Source organism: Povalibacter sp. (assembly GCF_036520495.1).
Classification (GTDB): Bacteria; Pseudomonadota; Gammaproteobacteria; order Steroidobacterales; family Steroidobacteraceae; genus Steroidobacter.
Genome location: NZ_DATDJO010000057.1, coordinates 141,695 through 161,130, shown reverse-complemented (window position 1 = coordinate 161,130; position 19,436 = coordinate 141,695). Strand labels below are relative to the sequence as shown.

12 protein-coding genes and 1 pseudogene are annotated in these 19,436 nt (G+C 63.9%); 9 read left to right on the top strand and 4 right to left on the bottom strand.

Features of this window, described 5'->3' with window-relative positions; genetic code table 11:
• Positions 1-314: 314 nt before the first annotated feature.
• Genes VIZ63_RS19965 through VIZ63_RS19955 form a run of 3 tightly spaced genes read right to left on the bottom strand, consistent with a single transcriptional unit; the run spans position 315 to position 2,565 of the window.
• On the bottom strand, positions 315-1,400 hold the full coding sequence (locus tag VIZ63_RS19965) for a phosphotransferase family protein (protein ID WP_331611514.1): 1,086 nt from the start codon (positions 1,398-1,400) through the stop codon (positions 315-317).
• Positions 1,400-2,167 (bottom strand): enoyl-CoA hydratase/isomerase family protein, encoded by a 768-nt coding sequence (locus VIZ63_RS19960; RefSeq protein ID WP_331611513.1) that lies wholly within the window; start codon positions 2,165-2,167, stop codon positions 1,400-1,402. The genes VIZ63_RS19965 and VIZ63_RS19960 overlap by 1 nt, the downstream gene beginning before the upstream one ends.
• A complete protein-coding gene (locus tag VIZ63_RS19955) occupies positions 2,164-2,565 on the bottom strand; it encodes a hypothetical protein (RefSeq protein ID WP_331611512.1) in 402 nt (133 codons plus the stop codon). The genes VIZ63_RS19960 and VIZ63_RS19955 overlap by 4 nt, the downstream gene beginning before the upstream one ends.
• 338 nt (positions 2,566-2,903) lie before the next feature.
• Between VIZ63_RS19955 and VIZ63_RS19950 the strand changes: the two genes are divergently transcribed.
• The 4 genes from VIZ63_RS19950 (at position 2,904) to VIZ63_RS19935 (ending at position 9,160) form a co-directional block, all read left to right on the top strand.
• Positions 2,904-3,884 (top strand): nitronate monooxygenase family protein, encoded by a 981-nt coding sequence (locus tag VIZ63_RS19950; protein WP_349261234.1) that lies wholly within the window; start codon positions 2,904-2,906, stop codon positions 3,882-3,884.
• Positions 3,881-6,049 (top strand): fatty acid oxidation complex subunit alpha FadB, encoded by a 2,169-nt coding sequence (gene fadB / locus VIZ63_RS19945; protein ID WP_331611510.1) that lies wholly within the window; start codon positions 3,881-3,883, stop codon positions 6,047-6,049. The genes VIZ63_RS19950 and fadB overlap by 4 nt, the downstream gene beginning before the upstream one ends.
• 145 nt (positions 6,050-6,194) lie before the next feature.
• Complete coding sequence (locus tag VIZ63_RS19940; RefSeq protein WP_331611509.1) at positions 6,195-7,343, top strand: acyl-CoA dehydrogenase family protein; 1,149 nt, start codon at positions 6,195-6,197, stop codon at positions 7,341-7,343.
• 134 nt (positions 7,344-7,477) lie between these two features.
• Positions 7,478-9,160, top strand: a complete 1,683-nt coding sequence (locus tag VIZ63_RS19935; RefSeq protein ID WP_331611508.1) for an AMP-binding protein — start codon at positions 7,478-7,480, stop codon at positions 9,158-9,160.
• Positions 9,161-9,335: 175 nt separating this feature from the next.
• Here the strand turns inward: VIZ63_RS19935 and VIZ63_RS19930 are convergent, their stop codons facing one another.
• Entirely contained in the window at positions 9,336-10,535 is a 1,200-nt protein-coding gene (locus VIZ63_RS19930) for an acetyl-CoA C-acetyltransferase (protein ID WP_331611507.1), read from the bottom strand.
• A gap of 435 nt (positions 10,536-10,970) precedes the next feature.
• Between VIZ63_RS19930 and VIZ63_RS19925 the strand changes: the two genes are divergently transcribed.
• The 5 genes and pseudogenes from VIZ63_RS19925 to VIZ63_RS25705 all read left to right on the top strand — a co-directional run bounded on the left by VIZ63_RS19925 (position 10,971) and on the right by VIZ63_RS25705 (position 19,169).
• Positions 10,971-13,682, top strand: a complete 2,712-nt coding sequence (locus VIZ63_RS19925; protein WP_331611506.1) for a LuxR C-terminal-related transcriptional regulator — start codon at positions 10,971-10,973, stop codon at positions 13,680-13,682.
• An 89-nt stretch (positions 13,683-13,771) separates the two neighbouring features.
• On the top strand, positions 13,772-13,921 hold the full coding sequence (locus VIZ63_RS19920; protein ID WP_331611505.1) for a hypothetical protein: 150 nt from the start codon (positions 13,772-13,774) through the stop codon (positions 13,919-13,921).
• Complete coding sequence (locus VIZ63_RS19915) at positions 13,918-16,245, top strand: TonB-dependent receptor (RefSeq protein ID WP_331611504.1); 2,328 nt, start codon at positions 13,918-13,920, stop codon at positions 16,243-16,245. Before VIZ63_RS19920 ends, VIZ63_RS19915 begins: the two co-directional genes overlap by 4 nt.
• A 148-nt stretch (positions 16,246-16,393) precedes the next feature.
• On the top strand, positions 16,394-18,187 hold the full coding sequence (locus VIZ63_RS19910) for an acyl-CoA dehydrogenase C-terminal domain-containing protein (RefSeq protein ID WP_331611503.1): 1,794 nt from the start codon (positions 16,394-16,396) through the stop codon (positions 18,185-18,187).
• Positions 18,076-19,169 (top strand): annotated as a pseudogene (locus VIZ63_RS25705) (zinc-binding dehydrogenase). The gene VIZ63_RS19910 and the pseudogene VIZ63_RS25705 overlap by 112 nt, the downstream one beginning before the upstream one ends.
• The last annotated feature ends 267 nt before the right edge of the window (positions 19,170-19,436 follow it).

The window sequence follows — 19,436 nt, the reverse complement described above, 5'->3', positions numbered from 1 at the left end:
ACTTGTCCTGGCTGGCTCGAATCCGGCGGATTGCCGCGGTGCCGCGGCGTCGGCCATGTACACACTGCCGTCATAGATGGCGACGCCATTCGTGCCCGCGACCCGGGCGATGGTCGGCAGGATTCGGGGCGTCGCGCTAAGGTCAATGCACTGACTTTAGCTGTAAGTCCGAATTCCGAGCTTCGTGGGTCCGACTTCAGTGCCCCGTGTCACCCCGTCCCGCGGGATTTCCTTCGGTCATGTATCCCGCGGAGTTCTTCGGCTTTTCACCGCCCGCCACCGCCGCGATGCTCAGGTGAGTGCCATGGGCGGGTTCAGAACACACGCCCCAGGGAAATGTCTCGCGCGAACTCCAGCAGTCCTTCGCCCAGTTCGCCGAAGTTCGCATAGCGGGGGTCGCGCGTTCCGCCGTGGCGCCAGCGCGTGTGCAATTGCTGAAAGATGACCGCGGTCCGCAATTGCGCGAGTACGCGGTGAAAGCGAAAGGCCGAGAGATCGCGTCCGAGCGCCGCCGCATACCGCTCAGCGGCCTGCTCGCGCGTGGCGAACCCCGGGTGTGCTGTGGGCATCTGCGCCATCTGATGCATGGCGGGCGGATCGTCGCGCTCGGTCCAGTAACTGAGCAGGATGGCCAGATCGAACAGGCCATCGCCGCGCGTCCCTTGGTCCCAGTCGAGCACGGCGAGCGGCTGCAGCGACTGCGGATCGATCAGGACATTGTCCAGTTTGAAATCGTTGTGCAGCAGCACTGCGCCGTGGCCGTCCACCTGGTTTTCGCGCAGCCAGTGCGCGAGTTCGATGATCAGCTGCCGCGTATTGTTGGTGGCCCAGCCTTCGACCGCAATGCTGGCGCGCTTGATCCATCCCTCGGCGGCCCGCTGCAGAAAGCCTGATGGTTTGCCGAGTCCATCGAGTCCCACGCTGACTGGATCGACCCGATGCAAGTCGGTCAGCAGATCGATGAGCGTGTCACCCAGACGGCGCGCAATCGCCGGATCGTCGGCCAGTGCTGGCGGCAGACTGTCGCGCAGTGAAATCCCCTGGCGATACTCGATGATCTGGAACGGCGCGCCGATGACGCGCGTGTCCTCGCACAGATGCAGGCCGCGGGGTGCGAACGGAAACTCCTGCCACAGGGTCGAGAGGATCCGGAATTCGCGGGCCATGTCGTACGCGCCGGGCGGCCACGGTCCGCGCGGGGGGCGGCGCAGTACTGCCTGGGTGCCATCGATCCTGATCAGATAGTTGAGATTGGCGAAGCCGCTGGCGAACTGTTCCGGCGGCTGCTCGAGGTCGAGTCGTATCCCCTGGTCCGCGAGATAGGTGGCCAGGCGTCGCCAGTGTTGCGGCACGGTTTCGATGCGGGCGCGCATGGGTTCGGGTGCGGGGAGGGTGCTCATCATTCTCCCCGGAATCGCGCGGTGCGCCGTTCCGCGAACGCGCGCAAGCCTTCGGCCACATCGCTCGTATGCACCAGCAGGGATTGGGTGTCGCTTTCCCAGGCCAGCATCGTGTCGAGCGACAGCGGCAATCGCGACAGCACGGCCTTGGTCGTGGCGAGCGTCGCCGGCGGCGCCAGCGCCAGACGTTCGGCGAGCGCGATGGCTTCATCGAATACGCGACCAGGCTCGACGAAGCGGTCGATCAGCTGCCGCGCCTCCGCTGCCGCGCCGGTGATCGGCTCGCACAACATCAGGAGTTCACGCGTCTTCGCAATTCCTATTCGTTGCGGCAGCGTCCACATCAGGCCGTAGTCGGGTGTGAGACCGACTCGTCCGAAGGCGGCGCAGAAGGTCGTGGTTTCATCGCCCACGACGAAGTCGCAGGCCATCGCCAGCGAGAAGCCGGCGCCGAATGCATTGCCTTCCACGGCAGCCACGACCGGTAGTCGGCCGCCCGCCAACGCACGCACCGCGCGATGACCGATCGACATCGCCTGTCGCATCGCGAGCGGCGAGGTGCCCAGCGACGAAAGATCGCCGCCGGCGCAGAAATGCTTGCCGCCGTACAGCACCAGCGCGCGCAGCGACATGTCGTCCTGCAACTCGACGAGCGTGCGGGACAACGCCGCATAGAGATCTGCGCCAAGTGCGTTGCGCTTCTCGGGCACGTTGAGGGTGACGACCGCAACTTCATCGCGGCGTTCGACACGGACGACTTCGGTCATGCTGCTTTCCAGGTAAGAAGGCCGTCGTCGCCGGGGCTGACGATGCCAGGGTGGCCTATGGGTGATCGATCGAGGTTGGTCAAAAGCGCGAGCGATGCCGTGTCGTCTGCGCGGCTTTCACCACCGACTGTGCCGTATTCGCAGTGGCGCGGCCGATGACCCAGCCGTTGCGTCAGCAGCGAGCAGGTGTCGGCGTAGGGCCAGGAGTACTGCGCCACGATGTCCAGCGAATCGATCAGGCTGGCGGCGCGGTCAGCGGTAGCGTCCGCCGCTGCACGACGCACTGCTTCCTCCATGAGCGCGAGAGGTTCTCTGGCGGCCGACAGGTCCGGCGGCCCGTCGGTGATTTCGCCGCAGCCAACGATGACGGGGATTCGATCTGGGGCGAGTGCAGGCATTCGATGGTTCTCTCGTGCATCGTGCCTGTGCCGATCAGGCAGGGAATCGTCAGATCGGACGATGTCCATCCGCCGGCACCTTCCTATGGTTGCATCGCTTGGAGAGTCGGTTGACAGCTCTCGTATATACCAGCGCGCCGCTCGGCGCCTGGACCCTGCCACTACTCGATCAGTCCACGGTTCGCGCGCCATAGATGGCTTGCCTGCCAGGGCAAGCAGGTATGAACACGAATCCGGTCTTGTCTGCTCCGTCTCGTCGCATCGGACGATGCACCCCCAGCCTCCTGCCGGCCATTCTCGAGCCGAACAGGGGCTGATGTTTTTCAATGACCACGACTATTCAAACCCGCGTTACCGACCTGCTCGGCGTGCGCTATCCCATCGTGCAGGGCGGCATGATGTGGGTCGGTCTCGCCGAACTGGCGGCGGCTGTTTCCAATGCGGGCGGGCTGGGCATTCTCACGGCCCTGACCCTGCCGACTCCCGAGGGGCTGAGCGCTGAAATCGCGCGTTGCCGAACGCTGACCGATCAGCCGTTCGGCGTGAATCTGACGATGCTGCCGTCGATCGACCCGCCGCCGTACGAGCGCTATCTCGACGCCATCCTCGATGCGAAGGTCACGATCATCGAGACCGCCGGCAAGGTGCCGCCGGAATTTTTCGCCAAGGCGAAGTCTGCGGGCGCGAAGATCATTCACAAGTGTGTCTCGGTGCGCCACGCGCTTGCTGCGGAACGACTGGGTGCCGACGCCATTTCCATCGACGGCTTCGAATGCGCGGGGCATCCCGGCGAGGACGACATCGGCGGCCTGGTGCTGATTCCTGCGGCGGCGCGCCAGGTGAAAATTCCATTGATTGCCTCCGGCGGCATCGGCGATGGCCGCGGCATGGCGGGCGCACTGGCACTCGGCGCCGAAGGCGTGAACATGGGAACGCGTTTCTGCGCCACCCGCGAGGCGCCGATCCATCACAACATCAAGCAGGCGCTGGTCGCCGCGAGCGAGCGCGATACGCGCCTGATCTTCCGCACGCTGCACAACACCGCGCGCGTATTGCGCAATGCCGTTTCGGTCGAAGTCGTCGCGACCGAGCAGCAGGGCTGTCAGTTCGAGGACATCCGTCATCTCGTCGCCGGCCAGCGCGGCCGGACGGCGCTGCAGAGCGGCGATACGGACGGCGGCATCCTGGCGGCCGGCCAGGTAGTCGGATTGATCGACGACGTGCCGAGCTGTGCCGAACTCATCGAACGCATGGTCGCAGAATGCCGCAGCCGTCTCGACGCGGCGCAAGGTTATTTCGAGCAAGGGTATCCAGCATGAATGCAGTGACGCGGGACGCCGCCAGTCTGTTCGAGGGTCGGTCCATCCAGGTGCATTCGCTCGGCGATGGGCTGATCGATCTGTGCTTCAACGCGCAGGACGGCGCAATCAATAAATTCGATACGCGTACGGTCGAGGAACTCAAACAGGCCGTGGCCACGATTGCAGCGGCCGATGGCGTGACGGGCGTGCTGATCACGAGCGCCAAGGAGGCCTTCATCGTCGGCGCCGACATTACCGGCTTCGATAAACTGTTTGCCCAGACCGAAGCAGGACTCAGCGCCACGAACAGCCGCTCAAACCAGGTCTTCATCGCGCTCGAATCGCTGCCCGTGCCGAGCGTCGTGGCGATCAACGGCCTCGCGCTCGGCGGCGGACTCGAAGCGGCGCTCGCGGCCGATTTGCGCGTCATGTCGACGTCGGCGCAGATAGGACTGCCTGAAGTGAAGCTCGGACTGTTTCCCGGCTTCGGTGGCACGGTCCGGCTGCCGCGCATCGCGGGCGCCAAGGTGGCCATCGACTGGATCACCAGCGGCCGTTCGATCAAGGCCGGCGAGGCACTGGCAGCCCATGTGGTGGATGCAGTCGCGGAACCGGCGTCGCTGTGCGATCGCGCCATCGAACTACTCAAAGCCGCCATCGCGGATGAGGCGGGCTGGCGCGCACGTCGCGCGACCCGCGTCGGACCGCTTCACGAGCCGGGCATCGAGCAGTTGTTTGCCGAAGCGAAACAGACCGTGGCGGCGCGTTCGCCGCGCCATCAACCCGCGGCGCTGGCTGCCGTGGAACTACTCGAACGCGCTGCGCCGCTGGACCGCGATGCGGCGTTGGCGCTCGAAGGTGAAGCGTTCGCGCGCATCGCGAAGACCCAGGCGGCCGGTTCGCTGATTCAGGTGTTTCTCAACGATCAGTTCATCCGCAAGGCGTCGAAGACCTATGCACGCGGCGCGCGCGCAGTGAAAAGCGTCGCAGTGATCGGCGCGGGCATCATGGGTGGCGGCATCGCATTCACGAGCGCTTCGCGCGGCATGCCCGTGCGCATGAAGGACATCCGTCAGGACCAACTCGAGCTGGGTATTACGGAAGCGCGGAAACTGCTGGGCAAGCAGGTGTCCGCCGGACGCGGATCGCAGCAGCAGGCGGAGGCGGTGCTGGCCTCCATCGTGCCGCAGCTCGACTACACGGCCATCGATGGCGTCGATGTGATCGTCGAGGCCGTGGTCGAGAATCTGCGCATCAAGCACTCCGTGTTGCAGGAAGTGCAAGCGCTGGCGCGACCCGATGCGGTAATCGCCTCCAACACCTCCAGCCTGCGTATCGACGATCTCGCGCAGCCGCTCTCGCGGCCGGAGAATTTCGTCGGGATGCATTTCTTCAATCCCGTCCCGTCGATGCCGCTGGTGGAAGTGATCCGCGGTCGTCAGAGCAGCGACGTCGCCGTGGCAACGGTCGTGGCCTACGCGCTGGCGCTGGGCAAGACGCCCATCGTCGTCCGGGACGGTCCAGGCTTTCTCGTGAATCGCATCCTCACGCCCTACATGCAGGGCTTCGGCCGGCTGGTGGCAGACGGCGCGGACTTCGCCAGAATCGATCAGGCGCTCGAAGCGTTCGGCTGGCCGATGGGACCTGCGTATCTCAACGATGTCGTCGGCATGGATACGGGGATTCACGTCGCGGAGCTCATTTGCGCTGGATTCCCCGAGCGTCTGCGACGCACCTGGCCGGATGCATTGGGCGTGATGGTCGGGTACAAACGCTTCGGTCAGAAAAGCGGTGCCGGTTTCTATCGCTACGAAATCGATCCGCGCGGCAAGCCCAAGAAAATACTGGCGCCGGAAAGCTACGAACTGCTCGAGGCTGTCCAGCCGAATGGGCTGCAGGAGTTCCCGGCACAGGAAATGGTGGAGCGCATGATGCTGCCCATGATCATCGAAGCCGCGCGCTGCCTGGAGGAGGGGATCGTTGCCAGCGCACCGGAACTCGACATGGCCATGCTGCTCGGCGTGGGCTTTCCGCAGTATCTCGGCGGGCCGCTCAAGTACGCCGACTGGCTGGGAATGAAACAGATCGTCGAACTGTCGGAGCGCTACGCGCATCTCGGTCCGCAGTACGCGGTGACGGCGCGCATGCGTGAGATGGCAGAGAAACATGAGCGCTACTACTGAGGGGCCTCTGATTGATTCGTCATTCCCGCACGGGCGGGAATCCATCCGGGTCAGCAAGATGGACTCCCGCCTGCGCGGGAGTGACGAATGGGCAATTCATCAGACCTTCCAAAACGCTCGATTCACGAGAATGGACGACTGACTCATGCTCCCACGAACACTCTTCACCGCCGACCACGACGAATTCCGCAAGAACGTGCGCCGCTTCCTCGACGAGGAATGCGTGCCGCATCACGCCCGCTGGGAGGAGCAGCAGCATATCGATAGATCGCTGTGGAACCGCGCCGGCGCGCTGGGTTTTCTGTGTCTCACGATCCCCGAGGAATACGGCGGCATGGGCGGCGACCGGCTCTATAGCGCGGTGCTGATGGAAGAACAGATGTACACGGGTGTCACCGGCCCTGGCTTCGCGGTGCATTCGGACATCGTCGCCAACTACCTGCTGAACTTCGGCACCGAAGCGCAGAAGCGCGAGTGGCTGCCGAAGATGGCGAGTGGCGAGGCGGTCGGCGCGGTGGCAATGACCGAGCCGGGCACCGGCTCCGACCTGCAGGCGATCAAGACCCGCGCGCAGCTCGATGGCGATGAGTACGTCATCAACGGTTCGAAGATCTTCATCACCAACGGCTACCTGAGCGACATCGTCGTCGTCGCCGCACGCACTGGCGACAGCGGCTCAGGCGCGAAAGACATTTCGCTGATCCTGGTGGAGAACGGCCGGGCTGGTTTCACCAAGGGAGCGCCGCTGAAGAAGGTGGGCATGAAGGCGCAGGACACCTGCGAACTGTTCTTCGAGAACGTACGCGTGCCGCGCTCGAATGTGCTGGGTGGCGCGGAGGGCGAGGGCCGCGGCTTCATCATGCTCATGAAAGAACTGGCCTGGGAGCGGCTGATCATCGCCATCCTGTCGATCGCAAGCGCGCAGGCGGCACTCGACCTGACCGTCGAGTACACGCGCGGCCGCAAGGTCTTCGGCAAGGCAGTCGCGGAGTATCAGAATTCGCGATTCAAACTCGCGGAAATGAAAGCCCAGATCGCGGTCGGCCAGGTCTTCGTCGACCGCTGCCTCGAGCAGGTTCTGAAAGGTCAACTGACGCCCGAAGCGGCGGCTGTGGCGAAGTTATTCACCTCGGATCTGGTCTGCAGCGTCGTGGACGAATGCGTGCAACTGCACGGCGGCTACGGCTACATGCTCGAGTATCCGATCGCGCGCGCCTTCATCGACAATCGCGCCAGCCGCATCTACGGCGGCACCAACGAGATCATGAAGGAATTGATTGCGCGGACGATGTAGGAAGGGGAGAGCCGCAAAAGACCGCATGAAAGAAGGGATGTTTCCCTGAGCCTTTCGATATTCTATGCGGTCTTTCGCGGCCTCTCTGTTCCGTCCGTTTCCGCCACGAGCAGGAATGACGAGTAGCCGTTGCCATGAATGAAAGAAATAATCCGCTCGAAGCTCTGCAGCACTGGGCCACGACCGCGCCCGACCGGGTCTATCTCACCCAGCCACACGCGGACGGTTCCATCGCTGAATACACATGGGCCCAGGTGTGGGACCAATCGCGGCGCATCGCTGCGTACCTCGCGTCGCTGAATCTGCCTCAGGGCAGCAGCATCGCGCTGTACGGCAAGAACAGTGCGCACTGGATCATGGCGGATCTGGCGATCTGGATGGCAGGGCACGTCAGCGTGCCGCTATACCCGACGCTCAGCGCCGACTCGGCGAAGTACATTCTCGATCACTGCGACGCGAAGCTGCTGTGCATCGGCAAGCTCGACGGCAAGGCGGACAGCTGGAACGAAGTGCGGCAGATAGTACCGGAGTCGTTGCCATTGCTGCGTTTGCCGCTGGCGTCAGAGGGACGCGGCGAGCGCTGGGACGATCTGCTCGCCCGGTACGAGCCGCTGCCATCCATCGTGCAGCGCGACGCCGAGGCATTGGCCACGATCATCTACACCTCCGGCACGACGGGCCGACCCAAGGGCGTGATGCACAGCTTCCGTTCGATCACTGCGGCGTGTCTTGCGACCGCGGGAATGTGGGCGACAGGCGCTGACGATCGAATGTTGTCGTACCTGCCGCTCGCACACATCGCAGAGCGAGTCGCGCTGGAAATGCCGTCGCTGATCTTCGGCTTCAAGGTGTTTTTCAACGTCGGTCTCGAGACCTTCCCGGACGATCTGAAACGCGCCCGTCCGACCCGCTTCTTCTCGGTGCCACGTCTGTGGACCCGCTTCTATCTCGGCGTGCAACAGAAAATTCCCGCGGAGCAGCAGCAGAAGCTCTTTGCCGATCCGGTGCAGGGACCAGCGGTCAGGAAGAGCATTCTCGCGGGACTGGGGCTCGATGCCGCACACATCGGTTTCACCGGCGCAGCGCCGCTGCCAGCGCACATTCTCGGCTGGTACCGGGAACTCGGTCTGGATCTGATCGAGGTGTTCGGCATGACCGAGAACGCGGCGACGTCGCATGCGTGTCGGCGTGGCGATGTGAAGCCGGGCTACGTGGGAACCCCGCTGCCCGGTGTCGAATGTCGCATCGACGACAATGGCGAGGTGCTGGTCAAAAGCCCTGGACAGATGCTCGGTTACTACCGGATGCCGGGACAGGCGGAGTCCGAGACGACAGCCGACGGCTTCTTTCGCACCGGCGACCGCGGTGAACTCGACGACGCAGGACGCTTGCGCATCACCGGTCGCGTGAAGGAGCTGTTCAAGACCAGCAAGGGCAAGTACATCGCCCCGGTGCGCATCGAGAATAAACTCGCGCTGCATCCGCTCATCGAAGTCGTGTGCGCGACCGGTCACGGCGAGCCGCAGCCGTTCGCGCTCATCATGCTGCCGCCCGATCGCCATCAGCAGGTACGCAACACGCCGCAGGCAAGCGATGATCTGACGCGGCAGTTCGACGCGTTGCGCAATGAGGTGAACGCCGGCCTCGACGAACACGAGAAGCTCGACTATGTCGTCGTCGTGAAAGATCAGTGGACCATCGAAAGCGGACTCTTGACGCCAACGATGAAGCTGCGTCGCAACGTCATTGAGGACCGCTACCTGTCGCGCGCCGCTGCGTGGCGAGACAGCGGCCGCAAGGTGATCTGGGAAGAGTAGTAGTCCCCCCTGACAGGTTCTCGAACCAGTCTGACTGACTTTGTGTCGGTCCGACTTTGGTCGGACTTCTGAGATATCCACGGGGGCCACGGGGAACACAGGGTTCGGGACAGAAAGAAATTGCCTTCCCCGTGTTTCCCCCGTGTTCCCCGTGGAAATTCCTGCTTTTCCCTGATCAGAGTCTTTCGATGATCGTCACATTCGCCATGCCGCCGCCTTCGCACATGGTCTGCAGGCCGTAACGCTTGCCGCGCTTTTTCAATGCATGAACCAGCGTCGTCATCAGTTTTGCGCCGGAGGCACCCAGCGGGTGGCCGAGGGCAATGGCGCCGCCGTGGACGTTGAGGCGTTGCGGATCGGCGCCGGTGGCCTGCAGCCAGGCGAGCGGCACGGGTGCGAACGCTTCGTTCACTTCGAACAGATCGATGTCATCGATGCTGAGACCGGATTTACGCAGCGCGGCCATGGTAGCCGGCAGGGGCGCTTCGAGCATGATCACAGGATCGTCGCCCATCACGCTCATGTGATGGATGCGCGCGAGCGGCTTGGCCCCGAGGCGCTTGAGGCCTCGCTCGTTGGCAATCATGACGCCCGCCGCGCCGTCACAGATCTGGCTGGCCGTTGCCGCGGTGACGCAGCCGCCTTCGGCGAGGAGTTTGACGTTGCGGATGCTTTCGGGGGTGGCATCGAAGCGGATGCCTTCGTCGGCAACGTGCAGTTCGCCGGGGATCTCGGGTGCGGACGTCACGCCGCCTGCACCGATGCGTCGCACCTCGACGGGCACGATCTCGTCGTCGAACACGCCGCCCTGGGCTGCGGCGATTGCGAGCCGGTGACTGTGCAGCGCGTAGGCGTCGAGATCGTCCTTCGACAGTCCGTATTTCTTCGCCATCATTTCGGCGCCGGTGAACTGGCTGAACTCGACGTTCGGGTAGCGCGCCGCCATGGCGGATCCGACGTAGAAGCCGAAGCCGCTTTTCTGTGGCAGCGACACGCTCAGACCCATCGGCACACGTGTCATGCTTTCGACGCCGGCGGCGATTGCGATGTCCATGGTGCCCGACATCACGGCCTGCGCCGCGAAGTGCAGGGCCTGCTGGGAGGAGCCGCACTGCCGGTCGACCGACGTTCCGGGAACGCTCTGCGGCAGGCGCGAGGACAGCACCGCGTTGCGGGCGATATTGAATCCCTGCTCACCAACCTGGCTGACGCAGCCCATGATCACGTCTTCGATTGCGTCGGGCGGCGCCTGCGCGCGGTCGAGCAGTGCGTTCAGAAGCTGGCCGCCGAGATCGGCGGGATGCCAGCCGGAAAGACGGCCGCCCTTGCGAGCGCCGGCCGTGCGTGCAGCAGCAACGATGAATGCTTCGGACATGATTGTGGGATCCATGGAAAGATGAATGAGTGCGCCACAGTGCCTGCGGAGCGCCGGAAATTCCTCTCCGTTCGCCTGACGTTCCATGGGCGAGCGCAAGAGCTGGAGTGCTTCGACCAGGCTCAGCACGAACGAAGAAAGAAGCTCAGCACGAACGGAGAAAGAGTTGAGTCCATACTCCGTTCGCCCTGAGCTTGTCGAGGGTCCGGAATCTTGCGGAAGCGCTTCGACTCTTCGTCAGGCTCAGGGCTCAGCGCGAGCGGGGGAAGGAATCTTCCCGGGCACGACGCTGGCTGCCGGTGTGAATTCTCGGCGACGGACCCGCTCCCGGGCTTCGTCCGAAACGACGAAACCGGACGTAGGACCGACGAACCGGCTCGCGGCTTGCGCGCCTCGCCTCTATCATCCTGGTCAGGCGCTCCCAACGGCTTTCGCATGCACGACGTCCGGTCCACAACACTCGCACCGCGCAATCACCTGCTGCGCGCCAAGCTGACGCCGCCGCAATCTGCGCCTTTCCAGATCGCCCGCACGCAATTGTGCGAGCGGATCTGTACCGGCGTCGAAAAGCTCGTGCTGGTGCAGGCGCCCGCCGGGTTCGGCAAAACCACGCTGATGCTGCAGGCGATGTCGGCGCTGCAACAGCAGGGCGTGCGGACCTCGTGGCTGACGGTCGACGCCGCGGACAATGACGTCGGTCGCTTCCTGAGTTTTCTGGGTGCGGCGATCGATCGACTGGTGGATCACACTGATTCGCCCGTCGAAGAACAGGGGACGGAGGCGACGGGCCTCATGGCACTCGATCTGATCGACCGCGTGTCGCTCGCCGCGGTGCCGTTCGTGCTGTTCGTGGACGACGTCGAAGCGATCCAGAACGTCGCGGCCTTCGCGCTGGTGCGCCAGGTGATCGAGCATCTGCCGGCCGGCGGACGGGTGGTGATCGGTTCGCGCATGGTTCCCGACATCGGTATCGCACGACTCCTGGCACGCGGCCAGCTGCTGGAGGTTGAACCGGCGCAGTTGCGTTTCTCGCTGACCGAAGCCGGCGATTTCCTGCAGGCGCGTCGCGGCCTGAAGCTGCAGAGTGGCGACATCGCACGTCTGCAGGGCGTCACCGAAGGCTGGCCGGTTGCGCTGTGGCTCGCGTCGCTCGCGCTCGAACGCCGCGAACGTCCCTCCGAACTGGTCGCGCATTTTTCCGGCTCGAATGCCGCGGTGGCCGACTATCTCGCAGAAGAAGTGCTCGCGCAGCAGCCCGAGCACGTCCGCGACTTCATGCTGCGCACGAGCATCCTGCACCAGATGAACGCGCAGCTGTGCGATGCGGTGCGCGGCAGCAACGACAGCCGCGAGATTCTCGAACACCTCGAGCGCACCGGCCTGTTCGTGCAGCCGCTGAGCGAAGAGCGCGACTGGTTCCGTTATCACAGTCTCTTCGGCAGCTTCCTGCGCACGCAGCTCGAGCGGACCAGTCCACAGAACGTTTCGAAGCTGCATCGCGCGGCGGCTGGGTGGTACGAAGCGCAACGCCGGCCGATTCCTGCGATCGAGCATGCACTCGCATCCGGCGATTCTGCCTATGCCTTTCCGCTGCTCGATAGCCACGCGGAGCGGCTGCTGGACGAAGGACGATTCCGCCTGCTCGCACGCCTGCTTGATGCGGCGCTGCCGGAAGATCTGGTGCACTGGCCCGGCCTGCGCCTGATGCATGCGTGGTCGCTGTCGTTCTCGCGCGGCGGCCAGGATGGTATCCGGCTGCTCGAAAGCATCGAGCGGGTGGGGCCGCTCAGCGACGACCTGCAGGCGCATGCGCTCGCACTGCGACCCATGATCCTCAACATGCTCGACCGGCTCGACGAGGCCTATGCCGCGGGCCTCGCCGCCATCGACAAAGTGACGCCGCGGCAACCCTTCCCTTACAGCATCCTGCGCACCACGCTGGCGAACCTGTACGTGATCATGGGGAAGTACGCGAATGCGCGCGAACTCCTCGACCGCAGCCGCGGTTCGCAGGATGCGCCAGTGGGTCCGTTCATGATGATCTTCGCGCAATGCGTCGACGGCGTGATCGATCTGCTGCACGGTCGCCTGCGCCAGGCCACGGCGCGCTTCCGGCATTCCGCGAGCATCGGTTCGCGCAGTGCGTTCATCGATACCAACGGCAATGCGATGGCCGGCATCCTGTTGTCGGAAGTGTTGTACGAGCAGAACGAATTGCCCGAGGCCGAACGCCTGCTGAATGTGTACGTGCCGCTCATGCAGGAACTTGCGATGGCCGATCATCTGATCTGCGGCTACCGGATCCTGGCGCGCATCGCCTGGCATCGCGGCGAACACGACCGTGCGTTGCAGATCGTCACCGAGCTGGAATTCATCGGGCATCGCATCGGCCTGTCGCGCGCGGTTGCAAGCGCACAGCTCGAGCGCGCACGGCTGGCCCTGTGGAGCGGTGACACGCGCGGTGCGAAGGAAGCGCTGCAGCGCGCGCGGGTCACTGCCGACTGGAGCGAAGTCGCGAACCGGTCGCTGTTCGGCAATGACGCCGATACGCTTGCCGAAGGTCAGCTGCGCTGGATGATCCACAGCGGCGCGGCTGAGGAAGCCGTGCCCGAGTTGAAGCTGGAACTGGAGCGTGCCGAGGGCGCGCGTCGCCACCGCCGTGCGTTGCGGCTGCGCATCTTGCTGGCACTGGCGCTGGACCGCAGCGGCAATGAGAAAGCGGCGATGCGCACCTTGCGCGATGCGCTGCGCTTCGGCTCCACCGAGAAGTTCGTGCGCATGTTCCTCGATGAAGGCGAGCCGTTCCGCCAGTTACTGCAGAAATTATCGGCAGCAAGGCAGGCGGACGTCGTGGAAGGAGTCGCGGACGCCCTGCAGTATTTCCAGCGACTCACCCAGCCAGCACCGACGCCGCCGGAACCCGGTGCACCGCTCGCAGCGATCGGACAGTTCGAAGCCCTCACCCGCAAGGAGCTGGAAATTCTGCAGTTGCTGGCCGAGGGCCTCTCGAACCTCGCCATCGCCGGTCGACTGTTCGTTTCCGAAACCACCGTTCGTACGCACCTGCGCAACATCAACGCCAAGTTCCGCGTACACAACCGCACCCAGGCCATCGCCGTCGGCCGCAAGCTGCGCCTGATCGCTTGAGACGAAGCCAGGAAGATTCTCCTCGGGGGTCACGGGGTAACACGGGCTCGGAATAGAAACGTCTTGTCCCCGTCTAGCCCCGCCCCCCCGTGGAGATCCTGTTCTGGTCCGATGCCCGGCAATCAAAATTCGTCACTTCGGACGAGTCGCCCGACCCCGACCGGGCGGATGCTGACATCGAGAAACAACAAGCGGCGCCGATGGGCGTGATCATTCATATGCAGGGGGCTTTGCCATGACGGGTCGATCAGGTTGGACGTCGGGTAGCAAAAATGGCGGCATGAATCTGAAGGCCTGGGTCGCGGCGCTCGCGACGGTGCCGGCCGCCACGGCCTGGGGTGCTACGAGCGAGGGCGTTCCCGGCGGCCTCGAAGAAGTGATCGTCACGGCCCAGCGGCGCGCAGAAAATATCCAGCGCGTACCGATTTCGGTGACGGCAGTGACTGCCGAGCAGCTGGATGCGGCGCGCGTCGACAGCATCTCCAACGTGCAGGCCATTTCGCCGAGCATCTCCTTCGACGCCACCAACAGTGCGTCCAACAGCGCCAACATCCGCATCCGCGGCATCGGCACCGTCGGCAACAGCCGCGCATTCGAAGGCGCGGTCGGTGTGTTCGTCGATGGCGTCTATCGCACTCGCAGCGGTCAGGCGCTGCAGAACTGGCTCGACGTCGACAGCCTGCAGGTGCTGCGCGGGCCGCAGGGCACGCTGTTCGGCAAGAACACGTCCGCGGGCGCGCTGCTGATGGCCAGCAAGCGGCCGGAACTAGGCGACTTCGGCACCGACTTCGAGCTGACCTATGGCAACTACGACACGCTGATGGGGCGTGCCGCGCTGAATGCGCCGCTCGGCAACAAGGCGGCGCTGCGCATTGCAGGCCTGTGGGGCCAGTCGGACGGCACCATCGAGAATCCCAATGGCGGCAACTACAACGATCGCAACCCGCGCGCCGTCAAGGCGCAGTTCCTGTTCGAACCGACCGACTCGTTCAGCCTGCGCGTCATCGCAGACTGGTCGGAAGAAAAGAACAACTGCTGCTACGGGCAGCTCGACGATGTCGATGGTCCGCTGCAGCCGCTGATCAACAATCTCACCCTGGCGCGCGGTATGCAGTTGCCATCGGCAGACCTGGATGACTACGAGCAGGTGTTGAGCAACGACACCCGGCAGGACATCGTCGACAAGGGGATCGTCGTGCATGCCGACTGGCAACTCGCCAATGGCGACTCGCTGCACTCGGTTACCGGATATCGCAGTTGGGACTTCCAGCAGGACGAGATGGACGCCGACTTTACCGGCGCGAGCGTGCTGATCATCAACGAAGGATTCCAGACCGACTTCTTCTCGCAGGAGTTCACCTATAACGGCAGCGTCGGCGAGGCTGAGTACGTGGTGGGTGCGTACTACGCCGATGAAGACATCAAGGCGACGTACGAGATTCTCTGGGGCAATCAGGCCCAGACGTACTTCGACGTGCTGTTCTTTGCGCAGGCCGGGTTGCCGCCGGGCACCAGTGCTGCGCCGGAAGGTACATGGAACTACGCGGAGTTTCCGGCCACGAGTCGTTCATACGCTGCGTTCACGCACTGGACGATTCCCTTGAGCGACCCGCTCAAGCTGGTCGCCGGCCTGCGCTATTCCAAGGAAGACAAGACCGGCGCGTTCGATCTCCAGTACTTCACGCCGGCACCGAATGCCGCGTTCCGCTTGCTGGGCGTACAACCGGGGCCCGAATACAGCGACAAGCACAGCGACGAAGCCGTCAGCGGCACGCTTGGTCTGCAGTATCAGTTCAGCGACGACGTGATGGGCTATCTCACGTACAGCCGCGGTTTCAAGGCCGGTGGAGTGAACATCGACAATACGGCCGCCGGTACACGCCTGAACAATCCGGCGGAATTTCCCGGCGCGATACCGCAGGATCCGACGTACAAGCCGGAGTTCATCGACGGCTACGAACTGGGACTGAAGACGCAGTATGCCGATAACCGCGGCCGGACCAACGTCGCCGTGTTCTACGACGAGATGAAGGATCTGCAGGTCGCGCAGTTCCTCGGCACGCAGTTCATGATCGTGAATGCGCCCGAGGCGACGGTCTACGGCGCCGAAATCGAGAACAGCTGGTCGTTCACCGACGCGCTGTCCCTCGGTCTCGACGCCACCTGGCTGCCGAAAAAGGAGTTCGGCGAGTCCGCGAATATCCTCAACCTGTCGGGACGCGAATTCGCGCAGGCGCCCGATATCGCCGCCAACCTGTCGCTGAACCTGGATCAGCCCGTGTCGGGCAGTCTTGCACTGATCGGTCGCGCCGCGGCGCAGTACAACGGCGAGGTCTACACCACCACGTCGAACGATCTCATGCGTGATGCGCAGACCGAAGTGAATCTGAGTCTCGGCCTGCGCTCGCTGGACAGCGGCTGGTCGATTACCGCGTGGTGCCAGAACTGCACAGACGAACGCTACGTCGTGCAGCACTTCAACACGCCCCTGCAGGGAACGGATTCCAACGGCTACGTGTCAGCACCGCTGACGTATGGACTGACGGTGCGGATGTCGTTCTGACATAGCTGAGGCGGAGAGGGAGAAAGACTCCACGGGGATCACGCGGCTACACGGGGAAAGAATCCCGGGTTTGAACCCCGTGGTGCCCCGTGTCCCCCGTGGAGTTTCTTTCTCCGTTTTCCTGTTCTTTCCTTGCCCCCTGATTTCGATGACTTCCTATCATCCCCCGCTACGCGATCTGCAGTTCTGCCTGGACGAACTGCTCGACTATCCCGCGCATTACGCGACGCTGTCGCTGGCTGCGGATCTGGGGCGCGAGGATGTCGGGTTCATCCTCGGCGAGGTGGCGAAATTTTCGCAGGAGGTGCTCGCGCCGTTGTACGTGAGCGGTGATACAGAAGGCGCGCATTGCGATAACGGCCGGGTCACATCGCCACACGGATTTGCCGATGCGTATCGACGCTATGTCGATGGCGGCTGGCCGCGGCTCGGCAATCTTCCCGAGCATGGCGGTCAGCCAGCGCCGTACTCGCTCAAGGTCGCCGCCTCCGAGTTCATGCAGACCGCCAATCATGCGTGGTGCATGTATGCGCTGCTGAACGATGGCGCCATCAGGACGCTCATGAGTTTCGCGTCGCCGGCGCTGGTCAAAGCCTTCGTGCCGAAGCTGGTCAGTGGCGAATGGATGAGCACCATGTGCCTGACGGAGCCGCAATGCGGCTCCGATCTCAACCTGGTCCGTTGCAAGGCGGAGGCGACTGCCGACGGCAGCTATCGCATCACGGGCAAGATTTTCATCAGTTCGGGCGAACAGGATTTCTCGCAGAACATCGTCCACCTCGTGCTGGCCCGCTTGCAGGACGTGCCGGTCGGTACTCGCGGCATTTCTCTGTTCGTGGTGCCGAAGCGGAAGTTGCTCACTGACGGTACCGCGGGCGATGCGAATGCCATGCGCTGCCTTTCCATCGAACACAAAATGGGTCTCAAGGCGAGCGCCACCTGCGTCATGGCGTTCGACGCGGCTGAGGGCTGGCTGGTCGGCGAGCCGAATCGCGGACTGAATGCGATGTTCGTCTACATCAACAAGTCCCGGCTCGGCACCGCGCAGCAGGGCCAGGCGCATGCCGAGGGCGCGTACCAGACCTGCCTTGCCTACGCGCGCGAACGTCGCGCTGGTCGTGCGCCATCGGGTCGCGTGAGCGACAGGGACGCCGATCCGCTGCTGGTGCATCCGGACATCCGCCGCATGCTGCTCACGCAGAAAGCCATTGCCGAAGGCGGGCGGACGCTGGTGCTGTACTGCGCGCAATGGGTCGATCGCGCTGACGGTGACGATCCGGTTCAGCGGGAGACTGCAGAACGTTATCTCGCACTGCTGACGCCGATCGCGAAAGGCGCAGTCTCGGAGTGGGGCAGCGAAGCCTGTGATCTGGGGATTCAGATTCTCGGCGGCCACGGCTACATGAAAGAGTGGGGCGTCGAGCAGCGCGTGCGCGATGTGCGCATCACGCGCATCTACGAGGGCACCACCGGCATTCAGGCGCTGGATCTGCTGGGTCGGAAAATACTCGGACCACAGCGTGAGACATTGCAGGCGTTCACGCAGGAGATCCTGGATTTCTGCGCGGGCGCTACGTCCAACGGTCCGCTGCGCGTGATGACGGCGGCATTGAACGATGCCGTAGCGCGCTGGCGCGCAGCCACGAATCGCATCGAGCAGCAATCCGGCGATGCCAACCACGTTCCTGCCGTGGCCGTCGACTATCTGATGCTCGCCGGTTACGTCACTGTGGCCTGGCTGTGGGCGCGTGCGGCGGAAGTCGCGCTACGCAAACTGTCTGCGTCGCCGGACGAGCGCGAGTTCTACGCGGCCAAGGTCCAGACCGCACAATTCTGGTTCGAGCGCATTCTGCCGCGCATCGCTGTGCACGAAGCAGCTATTGCTGCCGGCAGCGGCTCATTGATGGGCATATCGGAGGAGGGCTTCGGTGCGGGACGGTAAGTGGTCGTCGCGGGTCGTCGCCACGGTCGCCGTGCTGCGCGAGAAGTCCGGACGCTTCTCTCTTGCAACCGGGCGATCACGTGGTGCTGAGCTTCGCCTACTGTGGCCACTGCCATCGTTGCCAGGATGATCGCGTGGCGTACTGCCAGCATGCGCCGCGTCTGAACTTCGGCGGCGTCAGTGTCGATGGCTCGGCGCTGCTGACCGATGAAAATGGCAGCGGCATTGCAGCGCAGTTCCTCGGGCAGAGTTCCTTCGCCACTCACGTCCTGGTCAACGAATCCAGCGTCGTTCGCATCGACCACGACGTGCCGCTCGAACTGATGGGCTCGCTCGGCTGTGGCATGCAGACGGGCGCGGGGACGGTGCTTAACGTATTGCAGCTACGCCCCGGCACTTCGATGGCAATTCTGGGTGCGGGGTCGGTGGGGCTCGCCGCCCTGATGGCCGCACGCATTGCCGGTTGCGGGACGCTCATCGCAGTGGACATCAATCAATCGCGCCTGCGCCTTGCACAGGAGCTCGGGGCGGATGTCTGCATCCACGCCGCGTCGACGATAGGGTGAGATCCCTGCGTGCGGCGACCGGCGGACGCGGGGCCGATTTCAGTATCGAATGCACTGCCGATGTGCTGCGTGAGGCGGTCGACGCACTGGCGCCCTGCGGGACCTGCGCCATGGTGGGTGTCGCCAGCGCGGCCACCGAGGTTGCCATCAACATGGGCGCCATGCTGCGAGGCCGCAGCCTGCGCGGTGTCACCGAGGGTGACAGCGTGCGACAACGATTCATTCCGCAATTGATCCAGTGGTGGCGTGCAGGCCGCTTTCCCTTTGAGAAACTCGTACAGTACTTCGAGCTGTCGCAGATCAACGCGGGCGGTAGCGGCCTGTGCATCCGGCTCGGTGATCAAACCGATCGTGACGATGCCGGGCCCTTGCTGATCGAATCCGCTGCCGACACGGACCGTCTCGTGTCGATCTGATCTTCATGGCCCGTGCGAAGTAGTCCGCACGCAGCGCCAATCCTGCCTCGTTCCATCGCCCTCGGCCCAGTCGTCCCCAGGACGTCCGCGCAGTTCGTGCTGCCGGCCTATGCGCGCGCAGTTGCTGTTGTTGCGCACCTCACTGTCACGGTTGCGTTCGCCCTCCGCGCGGGTCGCTGTTCGCAGCGACGTCGGATGGATGCTCTTTGCATCAACTTGGAGCCATGTTGGTTTTTTTTGCACCAACTTCGGCAGCGAAAACGACTC